Annotated in this window: 18 protein-coding genes, 1 tRNA gene and 1 riboswitch; of the genes, 12 read left to right on the forward strand and 7 right to left on the reverse strand. The window is 71.6% G+C overall.

The genetic code is table 11. The annotated features are described in order from the left end of the window. The first annotated feature begins 201 nt into the window (after positions 1–201). A riboswitch (cyclic di-AMP (ydaO/yuaA leader) is annotated at positions 202–399 on the forward strand. Positions 400–401: 2 nt separating this feature from the next. The 8 genes from AC069K_RS21490 to AC069K_RS21525 all read left to right on the forward strand — a co-directional run bounded on the left by AC069K_RS21490 (position 402) and on the right by AC069K_RS21525 (position 9568). Then, positions 402–1085, forward strand: a complete 684-nt coding sequence (locus AC069K_RS21490; RefSeq protein WP_478618581.1) for a transglycosylase family protein — start codon at positions 402–404, stop codon at positions 1083–1085. A gap of 469 nt (positions 1086–1554) precedes the next feature. Beyond that, positions 1555–2856 carry a phosphopyruvate hydratase gene (gene eno, locus AC069K_RS21495; protein WP_478618583.1) on the forward strand — a complete coding sequence of 434 codons (1302 nt, stop codon included), beginning with the start codon at positions 1555–1557 and terminating at the stop codon, positions 2854–2856. Positions 2857–2958: 102 nt separating this feature from the next. Then, positions 2959–3435: an FtsB family cell division protein gene (locus AC069K_RS21500; protein WP_358833760.1), complete on the forward strand. Its 477-nt coding sequence runs from the start codon at positions 2959–2961 to the stop codon at positions 3433–3435. A 56-nt stretch (positions 3436–3491) separates the two neighbouring features. Next, a complete protein-coding gene (locus tag AC069K_RS21505) occupies positions 3492–4028 on the forward strand; it encodes a DUF501 domain-containing protein (RefSeq protein ID WP_358833759.1) in 537 nt (178 codons plus the stop codon). Continuing rightward, a complete protein-coding gene (locus AC069K_RS21510; RefSeq protein ID WP_478618588.1) occupies positions 4025–4948 on the forward strand; it encodes a Ppx/GppA phosphatase family protein in 924 nt (307 codons plus the stop codon). The genes AC069K_RS21505 and AC069K_RS21510 overlap by 4 nt, the downstream gene beginning before the upstream one ends. Positions 4949–5328: 380 nt before the next feature. Beyond that, complete coding sequence (locus AC069K_RS21515) at positions 5329–6708, forward strand: NAD(P)/FAD-dependent oxidoreductase (protein ID WP_358833757.1); 1380 nt, start codon at positions 5329–5331, stop codon at positions 6706–6708. 187 nt (positions 6709–6895) lie between these two features. Further along, on the forward strand, positions 6896–8200 hold the full coding sequence (locus AC069K_RS21520; RefSeq protein WP_478618592.1) for a class I SAM-dependent methyltransferase: 1305 nt from the start codon (positions 6896–6898) through the stop codon (positions 8198–8200). A gap of 99 nt (positions 8201–8299) precedes the next feature. Further along, positions 8300–9568: a phospholipase D-like domain-containing protein gene (locus AC069K_RS21525; RefSeq protein WP_478618595.1), complete on the forward strand. Its 1269-nt coding sequence runs from the start codon at positions 8300–8302 to the stop codon at positions 9566–9568. Between the two features lie 67 nt (positions 9569–9635). Here AC069K_RS21525 and AC069K_RS21530 read toward each other — a convergent pair whose 3' ends face one another. Further along, positions 9636–12164, reverse strand: a complete 2529-nt coding sequence (locus tag AC069K_RS21530) for an ABC transporter permease (protein ID WP_478618598.1) — start codon at positions 12162–12164, stop codon at positions 9636–9638. 68 nt (positions 12165–12232) lie between these two features. Next, entirely contained in the window at positions 12233–13003 is a 771-nt protein-coding gene (locus tag AC069K_RS21535; RefSeq protein ID WP_365105782.1) for an ABC transporter ATP-binding protein, read from the reverse strand. A 409-nt stretch (positions 13004–13412) separates the two neighbouring features. Between AC069K_RS21535 and AC069K_RS21540 the strand changes: the two genes are divergently transcribed. Together AC069K_RS21540 and AC069K_RS21545 are read left to right on the forward strand one after the other, a co-directional pair. Further along, positions 13413–13494 (forward strand) — tRNA-Leu (locus tag AC069K_RS21540). A 390-nt stretch (positions 13495–13884) separates the two neighbouring features. Beyond that, positions 13885–14742, forward strand: coding sequence for a Bax inhibitor-1/YccA family protein (locus tag AC069K_RS21545; RefSeq protein WP_478618602.1), 858 nt, complete (start codon positions 13885–13887; stop codon positions 14740–14742). Positions 14743–14875: 133 nt separating this feature from the next. On the opposite strand, the gene AC069K_RS21550 is transcribed toward AC069K_RS21545, so the two are convergent. Further along, positions 14876–15106: a DUF4287 domain-containing protein gene (locus AC069K_RS21550; protein WP_101388640.1), complete on the reverse strand. Its 231-nt coding sequence runs from the start codon at positions 15104–15106 to the stop codon at positions 14876–14878. Between the two features lie 135 nt (positions 15107–15241). Between AC069K_RS21550 and AC069K_RS21555 the strand changes: the two genes are divergently transcribed. Continuing rightward, positions 15242–15565: a hypothetical protein gene (locus AC069K_RS21555; RefSeq protein ID WP_478618606.1), complete on the forward strand. Its 324-nt coding sequence runs from the start codon at positions 15242–15244 to the stop codon at positions 15563–15565. Here AC069K_RS21555 and AC069K_RS21560 read toward each other — a convergent pair. After that, on the reverse strand, positions 15562–15951 hold the full coding sequence (locus AC069K_RS21560) for a hypothetical protein (RefSeq protein WP_478618609.1): 390 nt from the start codon (positions 15949–15951) through the stop codon (positions 15562–15564). The two genes, AC069K_RS21555 and AC069K_RS21560, sit on opposite strands and share 4 nt — an antisense overlap. 133 nt (positions 15952–16084) lie before the next feature. Between AC069K_RS21560 and AC069K_RS21565 the strand changes: the two genes are divergently transcribed. Then, positions 16085–17440: a hypothetical protein gene (locus tag AC069K_RS21565; RefSeq protein WP_478618612.1), complete on the forward strand. Its 1356-nt coding sequence runs from the start codon at positions 16085–16087 to the stop codon at positions 17438–17440. A gap of 18 nt (positions 17441–17458) precedes the next feature. Here AC069K_RS21565 and AC069K_RS21570 read toward each other — a convergent pair whose 3' ends face one another. The 3 genes from AC069K_RS21570 to AC069K_RS21580 all read right to left on the reverse strand — a co-directional run bounded on the left by AC069K_RS21570 (position 17459) and on the right by AC069K_RS21580 (position 22127). Then, positions 17459–18250, reverse strand: coding sequence for a hypothetical protein (locus AC069K_RS21570; RefSeq protein ID WP_358833749.1), 792 nt, complete (start codon positions 18248–18250; stop codon positions 17459–17461). Between the two features lie 500 nt (positions 18251–18750). After that, entirely contained in the window at positions 18751–19971 is a 1221-nt protein-coding gene (locus tag AC069K_RS21575; protein ID WP_358833748.1) for an acetyl-CoA C-acetyltransferase, read from the reverse strand. Between the two features lie 779 nt (positions 19972–20750). Then, entirely contained in the window at positions 20751–22127 is a 1377-nt protein-coding gene (locus AC069K_RS21580; RefSeq protein ID WP_478618617.1) for a cystathionine beta-synthase, read from the reverse strand. Between the last annotated feature and the right edge of the window lie 16 nt (positions 22128–22143).

Consider the following 22143-nt stretch of genomic DNA (forward strand, 5'->3'; position numbering starts at 1 on the left):
CCGTGTCCCGTCCGTCCGGTACGGGCGTTACGCCCCCGACCTGCGGAAACAGGGGTTACGGAAGGGCCGCGAGGGGCGATTTCTCCCTGATGTGCCCCTTTGAACATCAGGGGTTGGTGTGTTTACGGTCGAAGCGCTCGTCACCACGGGCCCCTTCGACCGGGAACGCCGAATCCTGCCGCCGGTCGTGGGGAACAGTCGACGCTCCAAGCGCCGTAGGCAGGAGCGGGGGACCCAAGGTAAGCGCCGGGCCCGGCCGTTGAGGGACGTACGCCATACGGCGAGACGTACGAAGCGGCCAGGGAACGGCTTGGGGTGAAGACGCGCCACCAGGCGCGGCCGGGCCACTCACTCGCCCGAACCCGACAGCTCACCTCGCAGGCGTCGGTGAGGAGAACTCCATGCTGCTTTCCGGCAAGGGCAAGCACCGCCGCCCGTCCAAGGCCGTCCGAGTCGTCACGCTGGCCGGTGTCACCGGTGCCGCCGTCGCCGCCCCGCTGATGGCCGCCGGCTCCGCCTCCGCCGCCTCCGTCTCCACCTGGGACGCCGTCGCCCAGTGCGAGTCCGGCGGCAACTGGTCCATCAACACCGGCAACGGCTACTACGGCGGTCTGCAGTTCTCGCAGTCCTCCTGGGCCGCGGCGGGCGGCACGCAGTACGCCTCCCGCGCCGACCTGGCCAGCAAGGGCCAGCAGATCGCCACGGCCGAGAAGCTGCTCGCCATGCAGGGGCCGGGCGCCTGGTCCTGCGCCGGCGCGGGCAACCTGACCGCCGGCGGCTCGGCCGCGGACGTCGACACGTCCGGCTCCCCGGCCGCGCCGAAGAAGGCCGCGCCGAAGAAGGCCGCGCCCAAGGCCGCCCCCGCCCCCCAGCGCGAGTCGGCCCCCGCCTCGCGCGGCGAGTCCCGTCCGGCCCCGGTCAAGACCGGTGACGGCGAGTACAAGGTGAAGGCCGGGGACACCCTGGGCTCCATCGCCTCGGCGCACGGCGTCAAGGGCGGCTGGGAGAAGCTGTTCGAGCTGAACAAGGACGTCGTCAAGGACGCGAACCTGATCTACGTGAACCAGCAGCTCCACCTGAGCTGAGCCCCGTCCGGCCGGGGATGCGCCCACGGGGCGTGGGTGGCTGCTCGCGCGGTTCCCCGCGCCCCTTGTGGGCGGGGTGTTCGTCTGCGGGCCGGGGGTGGGTTGCTCGCGCGGTCCCCGCGCCCCTGGCAGTCTGTGGCTGAGCCGGGTTCTCCGGCCGGGGCCGAACGCCTCAGGGGCGCGGGGAACTGCGCGATCAGCCCCCACCGGGCCGCAGCCGGACACGCACCCTCAGGGGCGCGGGGAACTGCGCGACCAGCCGCCCACCGCGCCGCAGCCGAACCACGCACCCCACCCCGCCCCCACCCCCGTGCGGCGCGGGGGTTTGTTTTGTTCGGGAACATTTTGCCCCCCGTTTCGTCCCACGGGCCGGTCGGTCGGCTGGTGGATGCCCCGGAGCCGGTTAGGCTCAGGGGTGCCGGACCAAGCGGCCCGGCGTTTCCGCGTCACATCCCAGAAGGAGATGCTCGTGCCGTCCATCGACGTCGTCGTAGCCCGGGAAATCCTGGACTCCCGAGGCAACCCCACGGTCGAGGTCGAGGTCGGCCTCGACGACGGCAGCACCGGCCGTGCCGCCGTCCCCTCCGGCGCCTCCACGGGCGCCTTCGAGGCCATCGAACTGCGTGACGGCGACCCCAGCCGCTACCAGGGCAAGGGCGTCGAGAAGGCCGTCCTCGCCGTGATCGAGCAGATCGGCCCGGAGCTCGTCGGCTACGACGCCACCGAGCAGCGCCTGATCGACCAGGCGATGTTCGACCTGGACGCCACGGACAACAAGGGCTCGCTCGGCGCCAACGCCATCCTCGGCGTCTCGCTCGCCGTCGCCCACGCCGCCTCCGAGGCCAGCGACCTGCCGCTCTTCCGCTACCTGGGCGGCCCGAACGCGCACCTGCTGCCCGTTCCGATGATGAACATCCTCAACGGTGGGTCGCACGCCGACTCCAACGTCGACATCCAGGAGTTCATGATCGCCCCGATCGGCGCGGAGTCCTTCTCCGAGGCGCTGCGCTGGGGCACCGAGGTCTACCACACCCTCAAGGCCGTCCTGAAGCGCAAGGGCCTGTCCACCGGCCTCGGCGACGAGGGCGGCTTCGCCCCGAACCTGGACTCCAACCGCGCCGCCCTGGACCTGATCCTGGAGGCCATCAAGGAGGCCGGCTACACCCCGGGCAAGGACGTCGCGCTCGCCCTGGACGTCGCCGCGTCCGAGTTCTACAAGGACGGCAAGTACGAGTTCGAGGGCCAGTCCCGCACGGCCGCCGAGATGACCGAGTACTACGCGGAGCTCGTCGACGCGTACCCGCTGGTCTCCATCGAGGACCCGCTCTTCGAGGACGACTGGACCGGCTGGAACACCATCACCGCCAAGCTCGGCGACCGGGTCCAGCTCGTCGGTGACGACCTGTTCGTGACCAACCCCGAGCGCCTCGCCCGCGGCATCGAGGAGAAGTCGGCCAACGCCCTGCTGGTGAAGGTCAACCAGATCGGCTCGCTGACCGAGACCCTCGACGCCGTCGAGCTCGCCCAGCGCAGCGGCTTCAAGTGCATGATGTCGCACCGCTCCGGCGAGACCGAGGACGTCACCATCGCCGACCTCGCCGTCGCCACCAACTGCGGCCAGATCAAGACCGGCGCCCCGGCCCGCTCCGAGCGCGTCGCCAAGTACAACCAGCTGCTGCGCATCGAGGAGATCCTCGACGACGCCGCGGTGTACGCCGGCCGCAGCGCCTTCCCGCGCTTCAAGGGCGCCGTCGAGGACGCCCGGGGCTGAGAACCGACCCGGGCCTGGCCCAGCCAGTCGTCCGTACGTCCCCGGCCGCGGTCCCGTACCGTGTCCGGGGACGTTGTACGTACGTGAGGGAAGCGGGGCGACATGGCCAAGGGCAACCGGGACCGGTTCTCCACCGCGGCCCGGCTCAAGGTGCTCGGCGAGCAGACCGCGGCCCGTGTCTACCGGTCGCAGAAGAAGCGCCAGGCACGCCGCTCCCGGCTCACCGGGCGGGCCGCGCTGCTCGCCCTGGTGATGTGCTCCCTGGTGGTGGCCCTCGCGTACCCGATGCGCCAGTACGTGTCGCAGCGCGGCGACATCGCCGAGGAGCGCCGCAAGGAGCACGACGCGGCCGCGCAGGTCGAGCGGCTGCGCGACGAGAAGGCGCGGCTCCAGGACGACGCGTACATCAAGCGGCTGGCCCGTGAGCACCTGCACATGCAGTTCCCGGGCGAGACCGGCTACACCGTGACCGACCCGTCGGCCGGCAAGGGCCGCCGCGACGGCAAGGCCTCCACCGGCCGCCCCTGGCACCAGAACCTCTGGGACGGTGTGGACAAGGCCGACCGCCCCGGCGACTGACGACGTGAACCGCCAGCGACCGATCCAGACAGACAGAGACTGAGACAGACACCGCGATGGAAACGCCCCCGCCCCGCACTCCCCGCACCGAGCCGACCGAGGCGGACATCGCCGCCTTCCAGGAGCAGCTGGGCCGCCCGCCGCGCGGACTGCGCGCGATCGCGCACCGCTGCCCGTGCGGCAACCCCGACGTGGTCGAGACGGCCCCCCGGCTGCCCGACGGCACGCCCTTCCCGACGACGTACTACCTGAGCTGCCCGAGGGCCGCGTCGGCGATCGGCACGCTGGAGGCCAACGGCGTCATGAAGGAGATGACGGAGCGTCTGGCGACCGACCCCGAGCTGGCCGCGGCCTACCGCGCCGCCCACGAGGACTACATCGCCCGCCGCGACGCCATCGAGGTCCTGGAGGGCTTCCCGAGCGCGGGCGGCATGCCGGACCGGGTGAAGTGCCTGCACGTGCTGGTCGGCCACTCGCTGGCGGCGGGGCCCGGCGTCAACCCGCTGGGCGACGAGGCGATCGCGATGCTCCCCGAGTGGTGGGCGAAGGGCCCCTGCGTCACCCCCTGCGTGCCCGGGGAGGGCGAGAAGTGACCCGGGTCGCCGCCATCGACTGCGGGACGAACTCGATCCGCCTCCTCGTCGCCGACGCGACCGCGTCCGGCGGCGACGGCGGTGAACTCGTCGAGCTGGACCGCCGGATGACGATCGTGCGCCTGGGCCAGGGCGTGGACCGCACCGGCCGCCTCGCCCCCGAGGCCCTGGAGCGCACCTTCGCGGCCTGCCGCGCGTACGCGGCGGTCATCGAGGAGTTCGGCGCCGAGCGCGTGCGCTTCGTGGCCACCTCCGCCTCCCGCGACGCCGAGAACCGGGACGAGTTCGTCCGGGGCGTGGTCGACATCCTGGGCGTCGAGCCCGAGGTGATCACCGGCGACCAGGAGGCGGAGTTCTCCTTCACCGGCGCCACCAGGGAGCTGCACGCCGACGGCGACTACCTGGTGGTCGACATCGGCGGCGGCTCCACCGAGTTCGTGGTCGGCTCGCGCCGGGTGCGCGCGGCCCGCTCGGTGGACGTGGGCTGTGTGCGGATGACCGAGCGCCACCACCCCGGCGACCCGGCCACGCCCGAGCAGATCGCGGCCATGCGGGCGGACATCGAGGCCGCCCTGGACCTGGCCGGGCAGACGGTCCCGTTGCGCGAGCCGCGCACCCTGGTGGGTCTGGCGGGTTCGGTGACCACGGTCGCCGCGATCGCGCTGGGCCTGCCCGCGTACGACTCGGCGGCGATCCACCACTCCCGTATCCCCTACGAGGACGTCAAGCGGGTCACCGAGCGCCTGCTGGCCTCCACCCACGAGGAGCGCACGGCGATCCCGGTGCTGCACCCGGGCCGGATCGACGTGATCGCGGCGGGCGCGCTCGTCCTGGAGGCCGTCATGGAGCGCACGGGCGCCTCGGAGGTCGTGGTCAGCGAGCACGACATCCTCGACGGAATCGCCTGGTCGATCGCGTGAAATGGGCTCCGGAGGGCCCTTACGGGGCCCTTCGGAGCACCCTCCGCGAGAAAGTTCGTGAAGTTCTTCACAAGGAAAACCCGTCCGTTGACCTCGAATGAGGGCCGCAGGCCTCTCTTCTGTAGGTCCAACGGCTCAACAGGGCGCGATCCAGGGGGTCGACCCCGTGTTACGAGCGTGTTTCCCGACCCGGTGGTCCAGTCCGCGCGCGGGTGTGAGGGCCAGTTCAGGAGGGGTGAACAACGTTCTCCCCGGTACCGTGGTTCCCTCGGGCCACCATGACCTCGGTCACGTGGGCCGCGAAGTGTAGCAGAGACCCCGTCGGACCTTGTGAAGGGGCGCACGAGCGAGGCTCCACAGGGGGGTGGATACTCGATGGCATGAGCACCACGGAGCGTCCCCGAATCCTCGTCGTAGGCGGTGGGTACGTAGGCCTGTACGCGGCACGGCGCATTCTCAAGAAGATGCGCTACGCCGAGGCGACCGTCACGGTCGTCGACCCGCGGTCGTACATGACGTACCAGCCCTTCCTCCCCGAAGCCGCCGCAGGCAGCATCTCCCCGCGCCACGTCGTCGTCCCGCTGCGACGCGTCGTTCGCGGAGCCGAGGTGCTCACCGGCCGTGTCACCAGCATCGACCAGGACCGCAAGGTCGCCACGGTCTCGCCGCTCGTCGGCGAGGCCTACGAGCTGCCCTTCGACTACCTGGTCGTCGCCCTCGGCGCGGTCTCCCGCACCTTCCCGATCCCCGGCCTCGCCGAGCAGGGCATCGGCATGAAGGGTGTCGAGGAGGCCATCGGCCTGCGCAACCACGTCCTGGAGCAGCTGGACAAGGCCGACTCCACGACCGACGAGGACGTCCGCCGCAAGGCCCTGACCTTCGTCTTCGTGGGTGGCGGCTTCGCCGGCGCCGAGACGATCGGCGAGGTCGAGGACATGGCCCGCGACGCGGCCAAGTACTACACCAACGTGAAGCGCGAGGACATGCGCTTCATCCTGGTCGACGCCGCCGACAAGATCCTCCCCGAGGTCGGGCCGCAGCTCGGCAAGTGGGGCAAGGAGCACCTGGAGGGCCGCGGGGTCGAGATCTACCTCTCGACGTCCATGGACTCCTGCGTCGACGGCCACGTGGTGCTGAAGAACGGCCTGGAGGTCGACTCCAACACCATCGTGTGGACCGCGGGCGTCAAGCCCAACCCGGCGCTGGCCCGCTTCGGCCTGCCGCTGGGTCCGCGCGGCCACGTCGACACCGCCCCGACCCTCCAGGTCCAGGGCACCGACTACATCTGGGCTGCGGGCGACAACGCCCAGGTCCCGGACCTCGCCGCCCGCAAGGCCGGCGTGGAGAACGCCTGGTGCCCGCCGAACGCCCAGCACGCGCTGCGCCAGGCCAAGGTCCTCGGCGACAACGTGGTCTCCGGCATGCGGGGCTTCCCGCAGAAGGAGTACGCCCACGCCAACAAGGGCGCGGTGGCGGGCCTCGGCCTCCACAAGGGCGTCGCGATGATCGTCATGGGCAAGATGAAGATCAAGCTCAAGGGCCGTCTCGCCTGGTACATGCACCGTGGCTACCACGGTCTGGCCGTGCCCACCTGGAACCGCAAGATCCGTGTCTTCGCCGACTGGACGCTCGCGATGTTCCTGAAGCGCGAGGTCGTCTCGCTCGGCGCCATGGAGACTCCGCGCGAGGAGTTCTACGAGGCCGCCAAGCCCGCCCCGGCCCCGGCCGCGAAGGTCGAGGAGAAGGCGAAGGCCTCCTGACCCCGGTCAGCCTCCCGTAGCAACGCCCGAAGGGGCCGTCCGCCATCCGTGGTGCGGGCGGCCCCTTCGGTGTGCGCGCCGCCTCCGTACGCCCGTGGCGCTGTAGCGGGACGGCCGGAGCCCGGGGCAATCTTGTCCGGGGCGGGGTGCCGGGCCCCCCGGGGGCGACTTCACGGAGGTGTGCGCCATGGCCGACACCGCGACGCGGCTGACCGCTCTCGCCGGTGAGCTCCTGGGCGAGGAGCTTCCGGTCCGCGTCCGCGCCTGGGACGGCAGCGAGGCGGGCCCGCCGGACGCCCCGGTGCTCGTGCTGCGCCACCGCCGCGCCCTGCGCCGGCTGCTGTGGAAGCCGGGCGAACTGGGCCTCGCGCGCGCCTGGGTGGCCGGTGAGCTCGACATCGAGGGCGACCTCTACCGGGCCCTCGACCTGATGGCCGGGCTGCTCTGGGACCGCGGCAGGGGTCCGGGACGGGCGGTCCATCCCGTACGCGACCCGAGGCTGCGGGCCGCCGCCCGGGAGCTGCTGCGGCTCGGCGGGCCCCTGCCGCCGCCCGCCCCGCCCGCCGAGGAGCTGCGCCGGCGCACCGGCCCGCTGCACACCCGACGCCGCGACCGGCAGGCCGTCAGCCACCACTACGACGTGGGCAACGCCTTCTACGAGCTGGTCCTCGGCCCCTCGATGGTCTACTCGTGCGCCTACTGGGAGCACCCCGGCGCCACCCTGGAGCAGGCCCAGCACGACAAGCTGGAGCTGGTCTGCCGCAAGCTCGGCCTCGGCGGGGGCGACCGGCTGCTCGACGTCGGCTGCGGCTGGGGCTCGATGGCCCTGCACGCCGCCCGCCACCAAGGAGCCCGGGTCGTCGGCATCACGCTCAGCGCCGAACAGGCCGCCTACGCCCGTAAGCGCGTCGCCGAGGAGGGCCTGGCCGACCGGGTCGAGATCCGGGTGCAGGACTACCGGGACGTGAGCGACGGGCCGTACGACGCGATCTCCTCGATCGGGATGGCCGAGCACGTGGGCTCGGCGCGCTACCGGGAGTACGCGGACGATCTGTACGCCCTGCTCAAGGAGGGCGGGCGCCTGCTCAACCACCAGATCGCCCGGCGCCCCGAGGGGGACGAGGCCGGCTACCACGTGGACGCGTTCATCGACGCGTACGTCTTCCCCGACGGGGAACTGGCCCCGCTCGGGCGGACGCTCGCGACCCTGGAGGACGCCGGGTTCGAGGCACGGGACGTGGAGGCTCTCCGCGAGCACTACGCGCTGACCCTGCGCCACTGGGTGGCCAATCTGGAGGCGGACCGGCCGCGCGCGGCCGAGCTGACGAGCCCCGGCCGGGCCCGGGTCTGGCGGCTCTACATGGCCGCCTGCGCCCTCTCCTTCGAGCACAACCGGATCGGCGTCAACCAGATCCTGGCGGTGAAGACGGCACGGGGCGGCGCCTCCGGGATGCCGCTGCGGGCGCGTCGGTGGGGGAGCCCGGACCGGTAGCGGACGGGCCGCGTTGGTACCTTCGACCGATCGGACGGAACCCTGCCGTCCGATTTGTCATGTACGTGCTATTCGTAGCCCTATGCACTGGAGGCCGGTGTGCACCGCCACCGCAGAACCTGGCTCCTCGGCCTGGCCGTTGCCGTGATGTCCGTCTTCGCCGGACCGGGCGCGGCCTCGGCCGACACCGTCGCGGTCACCGACGGGGCGATCTTCAACGATCCGTCGGGCACCACCGCCGACCAGGACAGGATCCGCGACTACGTCGTCTCGCTGGTGAACGACGCCCCCGCGGGCAGCACCGTCCGGATGTCGATGTACACGTTCACCGACGACGTCCTGCGCACCGCGCTGATCGCCGCGAAGGACCGCGGCGTCGCCGTGAAGCTCGTCGTCGACTACAAGTCGCACAACTTCAAGCCCGACGGCACGGAGCTGACCAAGGGCGGCGAGTACGAGAACCTGGCCGCCGCGCTCGGCACCGACCGCACCAAGGCGTCCTGGATCCTGTCCTGCCCGCAGGGCCGCGCCTGCATCGCCAACCGCAGACTCAACTCCGGTGACGACGGCTCGATCAACCACAACAAGTTCTTCCTCTTCTCCCACACGGGAGGCGCGGACAACGTCGTCGTGCAGACCTCGGCCAACATGTCGGGCACCCAGCGCACCGACCTCTTCAACAACGCCGTGACGCTGGTCGACGCCGGTCTCTACACCAACTACCAGGCGTACTTCGACGACCAGGTGGCGAACGGCTCGGCGGGCACGAGCAACAACAACTACTACTCCACGCCCATCAGTTCGACCAACCCCGACTACAAGACGTACTTCTTCCCCCGCAAGGAGACGTCCGGCACCACCTACTCCACGGACCCGGCCACCGACACGGTCAAGCTGATCCTCGACAAGGTCGTCTGCTCCTCCACCCAGCACTCCGAGGTGCGGATGGCGGCCAACCTCTTCTACCGCGACCAGATCGCGAGCAAGCTCGCCTCGATGGTGGACGCGGGCTGCAAGGTGTACCTGGCGGCCGACGGCAACCCCAACGGCGGCGGCACGGGCGTGCCGTCCATGGGCAAGACCGTCGAGTCGATCCTGTCCGGGCAGCTCACCCAGCGCGTGGAGTGCTGGGAGACCCCGCCGGCCGGCCACAGCGTCAACATCGGCATCCACTCCAAGTACCTGCTGGTCAACGGCACCTACGAAGGCGTCGCCAACGAGAAGATCGTCTGGACCGGCAGCCACAACTACTCGTGGCAGGCCCTGCGCTCCAACGACGAGACCATCCTGAAGATCAACGACGACGCGGTCTACGACCAGTTCAAGGCCGACCACGACCGGCTGATGTCGTACTGCGCCGGGAGCTGACGCACGGAGACAAACGCGAAGGGCCCGGGACGGCGGTTGCCGTCCCGGGCCCTTCGCCCGTGCGCCCCTACTCCGTCTTGATCGCCGTCAGCATGTTCAGCCGGGCGGCGCTGCGGGCCGGCCACATCGCGGCCAGCACGCCCACCAGACCCGCGAGCGCCATGAACAGGGCGATCCGGTCCCACGGGATCACCAGCGCGTACGCCGGGATCGAGCCCTTGATGGTCTCGCCGATGGCCCAGGCCAGGAAGGTGCCGAGGCCCACGCCGATCAGCGCGCCGAAGACCGCGATGACGACGGCCTCCAGACGGATCATGCGCTTGACCCGGGCCCGGTCCAGGCCGATCGCCCGCAGCATCCCGATCTCCTGCTGGCGCTCGAAGACCGACATGGCCAGCGTGTTGACGACCCCCAGGACCGCGATGAGCAGCGCCATCGCGAGCAGCCCGTACATGATGTTCAGCAGCGTGTTGATCATGCCGCCGAAGGTGTCGCGGATGTCCTGCTGGTCCATGAAGCTGATCGCCGGGTTGTCACCGAGCGCGTTGACCAGCGCCTGCTCGTTGGCCTTGGTGGCGCCGCCGGACATCTTCACGAAGACCGACTCGATGTGCGGCCGGGTCTCGTGCGGGTCGAGGACCGCCGTCGAGGCGAGCACCGGGTCGAGGAACTCCTGCTTCTTGAAGACCGCGCCGACGGTGAGCGTCGTCTTCTTCTTGTCGTCGAACTCGACCGGCAGCCGCGTGCCCGGCTTCCAACCCCGCTTGCGCGCGGTCTCGTCGTCCACGGCGAGCTGTCCCTGGCCCAGGGTGGCGAGCGAGCCGGAGACCGTCTCGACCTTCAGCACCTTCTCGATGTCGCCCGGGGTCACCCCGGAGACCGAGCGGAAGTCGCCGTCGACCTGGAGGTAGGAGGACTGCTTGGGGGAGGCCGCGGTGACGCCCGGGGCCTTGCGCAGCTCCGGCACGACCGACTTGTCCAGCCGGTCCCCACTGGCCATCGCGACCATGTAGTCGGCCTTGATGTTGTCCGTGGTCGTCTTGTCGATCGCCTTGCCGACCGTGATGCCGAGCACCGAAAGCGCGGTGACCAGGGTCAGACCGATGGCGAGCGCGGAGGCGGTCGCGCCGGTGCGGCGCGGGTTGCGCACCGCGTTCTGGCTGGCCAGCTTGCCGGAGACGCCGAACAGCCGGCTCAGCGGCGGACGTACGACGGCGATCACCGGCCGCGCGAGCAGCGGGATCAGCACGATGATGCCGACCAGGGAGAGGAAGGCGCCGAGGCCGATCATGGTCTTGCCGTCCCGTCCGGCGCCCGCGCCGGCCAGGACCGAGGCGAAGCCGCCCAGGGTGATGATCGCGCCGATGGTGTTCCGCACGACCAGCGACTTGGTGGTCGCGGCGGCGTGCACGCTGTTCATCGCGGCGACCGGCGGGATCTTCGCGGCACGCCAGGCGGGCAGCAGGGCCGCGATCAGGGTGACGATCACACCGACGGCCAGCGCGGCGATCACCGGGGTGGAGGAGACGATCAGCGAACCGGCCGGCAGCTTCACGCCGAAGGAGTCCATCGCGGAGCGCAACCCCACCGCGAGGCCGAGACCCAGCCCGAAGCCGACCGCCGAGGCGACCGTGCCGACGACCAACGCCTCGGTGAGCACCGAGCGCCGCACCTGGGAGCGGGAGGCGCCCACCGCGCGCATCAGGGCCAGCTCCTTGGTGCGCTGGGCGACCAGCATGGTGAAGGTGTTGGAGATCAGGAAGATGCCGACGAAGAGCGCGATGGCGGCGAAGGCCAGCAGCGTCTGGCTGAGCGCGCTCAGCCCCTCCTCGATGTCGTCCGCCTCCTGCGCGGCGAGCGCCTGACCGGTGCGGGCCGTGGCGTGCTCGGGCAGCGTCGGCAGGACCTGGTCGAGGAGCTTCTGGGCGTCGACACCGGGCTTGGCGGAGACGTTGACCTTCTGGAAGAAGCCGGGCTTGAGGTAGAGCTGCTGCGCGACCCTGGTGTCGAACAGGACGAGACTGCCGCCGGCGTTGACCGAGCCGTCCTCGGTGGTGAACACACCGGCGAGGGTGTACGTCTTCACCGGCCCGTTGGTGGCGACGCGGATCCGGTCCCCGACCTGGTACCCGCCCTTGTCGGCGGTGTCCTCGTCGAGCGCGATCTGCCCGTCCCGGACCGGCCCGGTGCCGGCGGTGAAGGTGTAGGCGGGGTCCTTGCCGTCGCGGCTCGGCGAGAAGTTCCCGCCCTTGTTGGCCCAGCCCTGGCCGATCAGCTTGCCGTTCTTGTCGGCCACCCCGGCGAACCCGTCGACGCGCCCGTTGACCGAGGTGACTCCGTCCAGGGCCGCGATCTTGTCCAGGGTCCGGCGTCCGACGCCCGGGTCCTGCTTGTCGTCATCCCGGCTGCCGTACGACTCGATGGCCACGGCCACGTTGTCGTAGCTCTTGGCCGACTGGTTCTTGAAGGCGCTCTTGAGGGTGTCGGTGAAGACCAGGGTGCCGGAGACGAAGGCCACGCCGAGCATCACGGCGAGCACGGTCATCAGCAGCCTGGCCTTGTGCGCGAGCACGTTGCGCAGGGCGGTTTTGAACATGGGGCTTTTCTCAGTCCTGGGGTGGGGGCCGGGCGAAGGGGGCGAACGGGCGGGGCGGTGCCCCGGGATCAGCTGGTGCGGCCCTTGGTGTCGAACTCCTTCATGCGGTCCAGCACGCCGTCGGCGCTCGGGCGCAGCATCTCGTCGACGATCCGGCCGTCGGCGAGGAAGATCACGCGGTCGGCGTAGGAGGCGGCGACGGGGTCGTGGGTGACCATGACGACGGTCTGGCCGAGCTCACGCACGGAGTTGCGCAGGAAGCCCAGGACCTCGGCGCCCGAGCGGGAGTCCAGGTTTCCGGTCGGCTCGTCACCGAAGATGATCTCGGGCTGGGAGGCCAGGGCGCGGGCCACGGCCACGCGCTGCTGCTGGCCGCCGGAGAGCTGGGTGGGCCGGTGGGAGAGCCGCCCGGACAGGCCCACCATGTCGATGACCTGCTGGAGCCACTCCTTGTCCGGCTTGCGGCCGGCGATGTCCATCGGCAGCGTGATGTTCTCGGCCGCCGTGAGCGTCGGCAGCAGGTTGAACGCCTGGAAGATGAAGCCGATCTTGTCGCGGCGCAGCTGGGTGAGCTGCTTGTCCTTGAGCGAGCCGAGCTCGGTGTCGCCTATGCGGACCGAGCCGGAGCTGAACGAGTCGAGCCCGGCCACGCAGTGCATCAGCGTGGACTTGCCGGAGCCCGAGGGGCCCATGATCGCGGTGAACTCGCCCTGGTGGAAGTCGACCGTCACCCGGTCGAGCGCGACCACCTGGGTCTCGCCCGCGCCGTAGACCTTCGACAGCTCGGTGGCGCGGGCGGCCACCGCGGTGGCGCGGTGTGCGGTGGGGATGGTGGTCAACGGAGGGCTCCTGTCGGACGTGGTGCGGGGACTCCTCCATCCTCGTCGCCGCCGGGCCCCGGGATCGTCCATCCCTGTGCCCGTTCGCGGGCCGTCTTGAGTCTTATGCGGACGCCTCCCGCCTCCTCCTGCGGTATGACACCGTCCCCTAGTGCCGCGCCGGCCGCCCCCGCCCTCGACGGCTGTCCGCGCGGCCCGTCGGCGGCAGTCGAATTCGCGTCATTCCGCTACGCACAGTCCGGCTGACCGGTATGCCTGCCAACCGCCTCCGGCATGTGCCGCAAGGGTTCTCGGGCGGACTGACGCCCCCTCAAGCGTCAATAAAATAAGACAACATCGGCCATCGTTCCGCCGGGCGGGGGAGCCGTCCCGATAGGCTCTTCGGGCGAACGCAGGAACCGCGCGACCAGCCCGGATGGTGGAAAGCAGACACGGCGAGCTTAAACCTCGCTGGCCCTAGGGCCGTGCCGGTTCAAGTCCGGCTCCGGGCACCTCTCGCCCCCTCGGGGGAGAGCGTGGAGAACCGATAATTCGGTGGGCGGAACGACCGGGCGACGGTCCGTATGGCCGATTACCGGCGAATGAGCGGCGCGTGGGTGAACGGTTCCGCGCGCCCCCCGAGACCGCCCCTCCTACGCGCCCCGACCCGCCCGGGAAGCTCAGGGCGCCCCGCCCGAGAAGACCCGGGCGCCCCGCCCGGCCCGCCGCTCGCTTCCGGCCGCCGCCGCCCGGGCACCACCCGTGGCACTCTTGTGACCGCGAGCCCCCTGGTGTACGTCCCGCCTGGCGAGGAAAGATCCTCCCAGAGCACTAGGGTGATTGTTTTGCTTTCCCATTACCCTTGACAGCAAGGTCGCACACGGCGGCCATGGAGGAGTGAGATGAGGAGCAGCAACCCGGTCTTCTCGCGACGGGGGTTCAGCCGCGACAACGGCTACGCCGGCTTCAACACCGCGCCGCAGGCCGGGGGCAACCCGTACGCGCAGGCACCGACGAACCCGTACGCGACGAATCCGTACGCCCAGCAGGACACGCAGTACGGAGCCCCCCAGGCCCCGGCCCGGGGAAGCGTGATGACGATGGACGACGTCGTCTCGCGCACCGCGATCACGCTCGGCACCGTGGCCGTCGCCGCGGTGCTCGCCTGGACGCTGCTGCCGGTCTCGTCGAGCAGCTACGGCCTGGCCGTCGGCTCGGCGCTGGTGGCGTTCGTGCTCGCCATGATCCAGTCGTTCAAGGCGAAGCCCGTCCCCGCGCTGATCATCGGTTACGCGGCGTTCGAGGGCGTCTTCCTCGGCGTGATCAGCGAGATGTACAACGAGCGCTGGTCCGGCGCGCCCTTCCAGGCGGTCCTGGGCACCCTGGCGGTGTCCGGAGCCACCCTGTTCGCCTACAAGCAGCGCTGGGTCCGCGTGACCGCGCGGTACGCGCGCATCGGTATGACCATCGCGATCGCCTTCGTCCTGGTGACGATGGTGAACCTGCTGGTCGTGGCCTTCGGCGGCGCCGACGGCGGCGGTCTGCGCAGCTTCGGCCCGCTCGGCTTCGCGGTCGGCGTGCTGGCCATCCTGATCGGCTGCTTCTTCCTGACGCTGGACTTCAAGCAGATCGAGGACGGCATCACCTACGGCGCTCCGCGCGAGGAGTCGTGGCTGGCCGCCTTCGGCCTGACCATGTCGCTCGTCTGGATCTACCTGGAGATGCTGCGACTGGTGGCGATCCTCCAGGGCGACGACTGACGCCCGCACCGCACCGAGCAGGGGCCCGTCCGGCAGCAGCCGGGCGGGCCCCCGCGCGTAGGGGCCGGCGCGGGCCGGCAGCACTGCGCCCCACCGGGGGTCGCGGCGGGGCGCAGCACACGGGGGTTCCTTCCTAGAGCAGGCGGCGCGCGGCCCGCCTCAGGTCGTACTCGTGGATGATCGCCTTGGCGTGTCCGTACGCGAGGTCGTGCTCGCTGCGGAGCCAGCTGACCTTCTCCTCGAACCTCACGAGGGAGGGGCCTTCGTCGACGGTGCGGAGCCAGTCGGAGACTTCACGACCGGTGCAGTGCGGGATGCGGGAGAGCAGGTTGCGATGGGTTTCTTCGGAGAAGAGTTGGGACATCGGCGCCTCCGGACGCATTGCCTGGGGGTCCCCTGTCCGGACGGGGGCCGGAACGCGGGGGATGGTCCTTCACGTCACCGTGCCTGAGCGTGCGCGTATTGGCAACAGTCCCGGGGCGGCGCGTAGGGTCGCGGCGTGCTTGATGTGACCCCGCTCCTCGCCGCCGTGGACCGCTTCGCCGACCGTCTGCGCGGCGCCCCCGAAAGCCGGCTGCGCCGTGGCGCCGCGGCCGAGGCGCTCGCTCTGGCCAGGGAGTTGTCGGCCCGCGCCCAGCGCGCCGAGACCCCCGGCGCCGAGCCCCGGGTGATGCCGGACGCGGGGGCGTTCGCGGTCGCGGACCAAGTGTCGGTGGCGGGCCGCGACATGGCCGAGGTCCTCCGCACGGGCGCGGCCCCGGCCGACGCTCTGGCCGAGGCGGTCGGGCTGGTGCAGGACGCGGCGCGGAGGGCGTTCGGCTAGGGGGCGGGGCGGGCGCGGTCGCGGTCCGTCGCGCCGGTTTCGCGGTCCGGACCCGTGCCCGTGCCGGGGGCCCCGGCCCCGCCGAAGCGCCGCGCGGCCAGCTCGTACGTCATCTCCCCGTGGCGGACCCGGAAGCGGACGTCCTCACCGGAGCCCAGGGAGTCGGAGACCTGCCACTGCCGCCGCGCGTCGTCGCGCCAGGCCGCGAGCCGCGCGGCGGCCGGGGTGTGCGGCTCCAGCCGCCAGACGAGCAGCGAGGCCTGGGCGCGCAGCCAGGAGGCGGCGAGGAGCAGCGAAGGGGTGCGCGCGGCGCCGAGGGCCTTCTCCGCGTACGGCTCGTCGTCCGCGACGGCCGTGACCCAGCACCGGTACTCGACTTCGTCCATGGCCGTCAGCTCCGTTCCCCGACCGGGTTACTCCTGCCTCTACGCAACCGCACGACCACGCACAGCGGTACCGTGGAAGGACGGTCGGAGCATGAAAGCCATGAACGCCACGCGCGCCAACGGGAGTTGAGGCATGGCCAACCGGACACGTACCGCGAACGAGGGCTTGAACCGTCTGCTGGAGCAGGCCGCGTGGTCCCGCTCCCAGCTCGCGCTCGCCGTCAACCGCCTGGGCGCGGAAGCGGGGCTGGAGCTGCGCTACGACCAGTCGGCCGTGTCCCACTGGGTCGCCGGGACCGTGCCGCGGCCGAAGGTCAGACGGCTGATCGTCGAGGCCTTCTCGCGCAGGCTCCAGCGGACGGTGACGCACGCGGAGGCGGGCCTGCCGCCCGCGCCGGGCGACCGGGCGGCGGTCGGTGCCGACACCGTGGAGGAGATCGTCGATCTGGGCAGGGCCGACATGGACCCGTCCCGCCGGGGCGTGGTCGCCGCGGCCGGGCTCTTCTCCGCCGCCCTGGCGGTGCCGCTGTTCTCCGAGGCCGCGCGGGCGGCGGAGGCGGCGCCCGTGTCCCCGGGCAAGCGGACCGTCCGGATCGGGGCCGGCCAGGTCGAGTCGGTGCGCAGGATGACGGACAAGATCGCGGACATCCTCGACGAGCTGGGCGGCGGACACGCGCGGCCCATGGCCGCCGCCTTCCTCGTCAACACCGTGGTCCCGTGGCTGCGCGCCGAGGCCGCCGGACCGGTCAGGAAGGACATGCTGGCGGCGGCCGCGGACCTGGTGTACCTCACCGGCTGGATGGCCATGTACGAGCGGGCGCACGGCACGGCGCAGACGTACTACCTCAAGGCGCTGAAGCTGGCGGGACGGGCCGAGGACCACGTGACGTACTGCCGCACGCTGCGCGGGATGAGCCTCCAGGCGTCGAACCTCGGTCACGGCGCCCTGGCGCTGAAGCTGGCCGACTCCGCCGCCGAGGCCGCGCCGTTGGCGGGCCCCCGGCTCCGGGCGTTCCTCACCGGGCAGCAGGCGCACGCGACGGCCATGGTGGGCGACCACCGGCGGGCGCGGAGCCTGCTGGCGGCGACGGAGTCCGCGCTGCTGAGGGCGGACGACCGACGGGAGGCGATCGGCGGGTACGACCGGTCCGCGTACGCCTTCCACGTCTCCCACGTGCTGTACGAGGGAAAGGACCTCCCCGGCTCCATCAGCGCCCTGGAGCAGGCGCTCAGGGCGCAGCCCGCCAACGAGCGGCAGGGCAGGGTCCACTTCCACGCCGTGCTCGCGCAACGCCAGTTGGAGTACGGGCACCTCGACGCGGCGTGCGACGCGTGGGGGCGCTTCCTGGAGGACTACGAACACGTCTCGTCCGCCCGGGGCGACGAGCACTTCGCCACGATGCGGCGCCGGCTGAGGCCGTACCGCGACGCCCGGGCGGTGCGGCAGCTCGCGCCGCGCGTCGCCGAGGTCGCCGCGCTCAAGGGGTAGGAACCGGCCGGGCCGGGCCTACAGCGACGCGATGACCCGGTCCGCCAGGATGTACACGCTCTCCTCGCCGCACGAGAACGTCAGCGCGTACGCCCCCGAGATGCCCGAGCCGCCCAGCAGCACCGGGGCCTCGCCCTCGCTCAGGGCCTCGGCCAGGCGCTCGGAGGTCTCGCGGTGGCCGGGGGTCATGCACAGCGTGGTGCCGTCGGCGAAGACGTAGACGTCGAGGGTGCCCAGCGGGCCGGGGCGGACGTCCGCGAGCGCCGTGCGGGCCTCGGCCAGCTGCTCCAGGCGCGCGACCGTGGACTCGTGGTCGGCCACGACCGACGTCTGGGCCGGGACGAAGTCGGGGTGCGAGGGGTGGCGGCGGCGGGCCGCGGCCAGCTCCGGGGAGTCCTCGGGGAACTCCTCGTACGGCTCGGGGGACAGCTCCACGCCCTCCAGGCCGACGAAGTCGGACTGCCGGGGGAGGAACAGGGAGGCATCCTCCCCGAGGCCCGTGAGGCCGCCCAGGAGCGACGGGGCGTCCGCCGCGTCGCGCGCCTCCTGCGCGGCCCAGAACGCCCGCGCCTCGGCGAGCTCGCGCTCACGTTCCTCGGCGAGCGCCTCGGCGACGGCGGCGCGTATCTCGGCGACGGGGGTCTCGCCGCCGCGCGCCTGGTGGGGCACGGTGGCGGCCGGACCGGCGTTCGTCGCCGCGAGGTCGGCGCGCAGCGCCACGACCTGCCTGCGCAGCCCGTGGGCGGCGTGCAGGGCAGCGGCGCCCACGGCCGTGGAGGCGGCCGTGGTCAGCAGCAGGGCAAAAGACATGGCGCTCACTGACTTACTCCCGGATTCAAACGATTCCCCGACTTCCTACATCAGCTTGTCGGGCGTCCGCTCCCCTTGTCAGTGCATTACGTCACGAAACGGACAGGTCTTTGTGCCTGAGGTTTATCCACGCCACCCCTGAAAACGCTGTGACCTGGGCGGATCCTTCTCCCTCGGGAGATACGTCACATCCTGGGGGAGATTCGGTCACGAACCGGAAGCGGCGGGGGTCGGAGCGGTGCCGGAGGGCTTTCCCCCACCCGGCTCCGCACGCGCCCCCCGCCGCAGCGTAGGGCTTAGTCGGCTCAGCCGCGCGTTCACCTGGTCGCGCTCCGCTTCGCCTCCGCTGCGGGCAGGTGCCGCCCTCGTTCCTCGGGCGACCCCTACCCTCCGCTTCAGCTCAGCTCAGCCGCGCGTTCACCTGGCCGCGCTCCGCTCCGCCTCCGCTGCGGGCAGGTGCCGCCCTCGTTCCTCGGGCGACCCCTACCCTCCGCTTCAGCTCAGCTCAGCCGCTCGATGACCATGGCCATGCCCTGGCCGCCGCCCACGCACATCGTCTCCAGGCCGAACTGCTTGTCGTGGAACTGGAGGGAGTTGATGAGCGTGCCGGTGATGCGGGCGCCGGTCATGCCGAAGGGGTGGCCGACGGCGATGGCGCCGCCGTTGACGTTCAGCTTCTCCAGCGGGATCTCCAGGTCGCGGTAGGACGGGATGACCTGGGCGGCGAACGCCTCGTTGATCTCGAAGAGGTCGATGTCGCCGACGGTGAGGCCGGCGCGCTTGAGGGCCTGCTTCGAGGCCTCGACCGGGCCGAGGCCCATGATCTCGGGCGAGAGGCCCGTCACGCCGGTGGAGACGATCCGCGCCAGCGGGGTCAGGCCGAGCTCGCGGGCCTTGGTGTCGCTCATGATGACGAGGGCCGCGGCGCCGTCGTTGAGCGGGCAGCAGTTGCCCGCGGTGACCATGCCGTCGGGGCGGAAGACGGGCTTGAGGCCCTGGACGCCCTCCACGGTGACGCCGGCGCGCGGGCCGTCGTCCTTGCTGACGACCGTGCCGTCCGGGGTGGTGACCGGGGTGATCTCCCGCTCCCAGAAGCCGTTCTTGATGGCTTCCTCGGCGAGGTTCTGCGACCGGACGCCGAACTCGTCCATGTCCGCGCGGGTGACGCCCTTGGCGCGCGCCAGGTTCTCGGCGGTCTGGCCCATCGCGATGTACGCGTCCGGGACCAGGCCGTCCTCGCGCGGGTCGTGCCAGGAGGCGCCGGCCGACTCGGCGACGGCGGCGGTACGGGCCTCGGCCTCGGCGAAGAACGGGTTGTGCGTGTCGGGCATCCCGTCGGAGGAGCCCTTCACCGACCGCGACACCATTTCGACGCCGGCCGAGATGAAGACGTCGCCCTCGCCCGCCTTGATGGCGTGCAGCGCCATCCGGGAGGTCTGGAGCGAGGAGGAGCAGTAGCGGGTGATGGTGCAGCCCGGCAGGTGGTCCATGCCCATCTGCACGGCCACGATCCGGCCCAGGTTGTGGCCCTGCTCGCCGCCGGGCAGGCCGCAGCCGAGCATCAGGTCGTCGATGTCGCGCGGGTCGAGCTCGGGGATCTTGGCGAGCGCGGCCTGGATGATGGTGGCGGTGAGGTCGTCCGGCCGCAGATCCTTGAGCGAGCCCTTGAAGGCGCGGCCGATGGGGGAACGAGCGGTCGAGACGATCACGGCTTCGGGCATCACGGCTCCAGAGGCTAAGCGGGCGGGCTCTCTGGGAAGTTACCCGTACGTACGGAGTTGGTCATCGGTCGGCGCGTGTGACACGGACCTCTTTTCTAAGCGGGCGCTCAGCGCGGGCGGGCGGCGGGCAGGGATGCAGGCCCTTCCCGGGCTGCGCCCGTCCCCCTGCTCGGGCTGCGCCCGGTCCCCTGCTCGGGCTGCGCCCGGTCCCCTGCTCGGGCTGCGCCCCAGTCCCCTGCTCGGGCTGCGCCCCAGTCCCCTGCTCGGGCTGCGCCCCAGTCCCCTGCTCGGGCTGCGCCCCGTCCCCCTGCTCGGGCTGCGCCCCGGTCCCCTCCTCGGGCTGCGCCCGGTCCCCTCCTCGGGCTGCGCCCTGGCCCCGCTTGGGGCTGCGCCCCGGCCGCGCTTGGGGCTGCGCCCCGGGGCCTTCTCTCGGCTGCGGACCGTGGTGGGTTGCTCGCGCAGTTCCCCGCGCCCCTGGGTGGGCTGTGGCTGAGCTGTGGTCTCCGGCTGCGGCTGACTGCCCAAGGGGCGCGGGGGACTGCGCGAGCAACCGCCCGCCGGTCCGCAGGCGGCCGACTGCCTAAGGGGCGCGGGGAGCTGCGCGGGCAACCACCCGCCGGTCCGCAGGCGGCCGACGGGCCTTTAGGGGCGCGGGGAACTGCGCGACCGGCCACAACCAGCCCGCAGGTGAAAAACGGCCCCCCGTCCCCCCGCCCCCGCCCGTCCGGTGGACAAGCGGAGGAGGGAGCCGGGGGGCCGCCCAGGCAAAAGGGGTGCGGCTACTTCGCCAGGAAGGCCAGGAGGTCCTGGCGGCTCACCACGCCCGTCGGCTTGCCCTCGACCAGGACGATCGCCGCGTCGGCCTCACCGAGGACCGACATCAGCTCGGCCACCGGCTCGCCCGAGCCGACCTGCGGCAGCGGCGGGCTCATGTGCTTCTCCAGCGGGTCCGAGAGCGAGGCGCGCTGCGCGAACAGGGCCGCGAGCAGCTCCTTCTCCACCACCGAGCCGATGACCTCGGCCGCCATCACGTCCGGGTGGCCCGCGCCCGGCTTGACGATCGGCATCTGCGACACGCCGTACTCGCGCAGCACCTCGATCGCCTCCCCGACCGTCTCCTCGGGGTGCATGTGGACGAGGGAGGGCATCGCGCCCTCCTTGTCGGCGAGGACGTCGCCGATGCGGGCGGACGGGCCCGCCTCCTCCAGGAAGCCGTGTCCGGCCATCCACTCGTCGGAGAAGATCTTGGAGAGGTAGCCGCGGCCGGAGTCGGGGAGCAGGACGACGACGACGTCGTCCGGGCCCAGGTCCTCCGCCACCCGCAGCGCCGCCACGACCGCCATGCCGCAGGAGCCGCCCACCAGCAGGCCCTCCTCCTTGGCGAGGCGGCGGGTCATCTGGAAGGAGTCCTTGTCGGAGACCGCGACGATCTCGTCCGTGACCTCACGGTCGTAGGCGGTCGGCCAGAAGTCCTCGCCCACGCCCTCGACCAGGTACGGACGGCCGGAGCCGCCGCTGTAGACCGAGCCCTCGGGGTCCGCGCCGACCACCCGTACGGCCCCGCCGGAGACCTCCTTCAGGTACCTGCCGGTGCCGGTGATCGTGCCGCCGGTGCCGACGCCCGCCACGAAGTGCGTGATCTTCCCGTCGGTCTGCTCCCACAGCTCGGGACCGGTGGTCTCGTAGTGCGAGCGCGGGTTGTTCGGGTTGCTGTACTGGTCCGGCTTCCAGGCGCCGGGCGTCTCGCGCACCAGGCGGTCCGAGACGTTGTAGTACGAGTCCGGGTGCTCCGGGTCGACCGCCGTCGGGCAGACGACGACCTCGGCCCCGTACGCCCGCAGGACGTTGATCTTGTCGAGCGACACCTTGTCCGGGCAGACGAAGATGCACTTGTAGCCCTTCTGCTGGGCCACGATCGCGAGACCGACACCCGTGTTGCCCGAGGTGGGCTCCACGATCGTGCCGCCCGGCTTGAGCGCGCCGCTCTGCTCCGCCGCTTCGATCATGCGCACGGCGATCCGGTCCTTGACCGAGCCGCCCGGGTTGAAGTACTCGACCTTGGCCAGGACGGTCGCCTGGATGCCCGCGGTCACACTGTTGAGCTTCACCAGCGGGGTATTGCCGACGAGGCTGATCATCGAGTCGTGGAATTGCACCGTTGTCTCCGGGGTC

Source organism: Streptomyces sp. NPDC043908, assembly GCF_056435525.1.

What these genes read in the sequence shown, in the direction of transcription:
- AC069K_RS21490 (WP_478618581.1), top strand. Translation starts at nt 402, where the DNA reads ATGCTGCTTTCCGGCAAGGGCAAGCACCGCCGCCCGTCCAAGGCCGTC.
- AC069K_RS21500 (WP_358833760.1), top strand. Translation starts at nt 2,959, where the DNA reads ATGGCCAAGGGCAACCGGGACCGGTTCTCCACCGCGGCCCGGCTCAAG.
- AC069K_RS21505 (WP_358833759.1), top strand. Translation starts at nt 3,492, where the DNA reads ATGGAAACGCCCCCGCCCCGCACTCCCCGCACCGAGCCGACCGAGGCG.
- AC069K_RS21515 (WP_358833757.1), top strand. Translation starts at nt 5,329, where the DNA reads ATGAGCACCACGGAGCGTCCCCGAATCCTCGTCGTAGGCGGTGGGTAC.
- AC069K_RS21520 (WP_478618592.1), top strand. Translation starts at nt 6,896, where the DNA reads ATGGCCGACACCGCGACGCGGCTGACCGCTCTCGCCGGTGAGCTCCTG.
- AC069K_RS21530 (WP_478618598.1), bottom strand. Translation starts at nt 12,164, where the DNA reads ATGTTCAAAACCGCCCTGCGCAACGTGCTCGCGCACAAGGCCAGGCTG.
- AC069K_RS21545 (WP_478618602.1), top strand. Translation starts at nt 13,885, where the DNA reads ATGAGGAGCAGCAACCCGGTCTTCTCGCGACGGGGGTTCAGCCGCGAC.
- AC069K_RS21550 (WP_101388640.1), bottom strand. Translation starts at nt 15,106, where the DNA reads ATGTCCCAACTCTTCTCCGAAGAAACCCATCGCAACCTGCTCTCCCGC.
- AC069K_RS21560 (WP_478618609.1), bottom strand. Translation starts at nt 15,951, where the DNA reads ATGGACGAAGTCGAGTACCGGTGCTGGGTCACGGCCGTCGCGGACGAC.
- AC069K_RS21565 (WP_478618612.1), top strand. Translation starts at nt 16,085, where the DNA reads ATGGCCAACCGGACACGTACCGCGAACGAGGGCTTGAACCGTCTGCTG.
- AC069K_RS21570 (WP_358833749.1), bottom strand. Translation starts at nt 18,250, where the DNA reads ATGTCTTTTGCCCTGCTGCTGACCACGGCCGCCTCCACGGCCGTGGGC.
- AC069K_RS21575 (WP_358833748.1), bottom strand. Translation starts at nt 19,971, where the DNA reads ATGCCCGAAGCCGTGATCGTCTCGACCGCTCGTTCCCCCATCGGCCGC.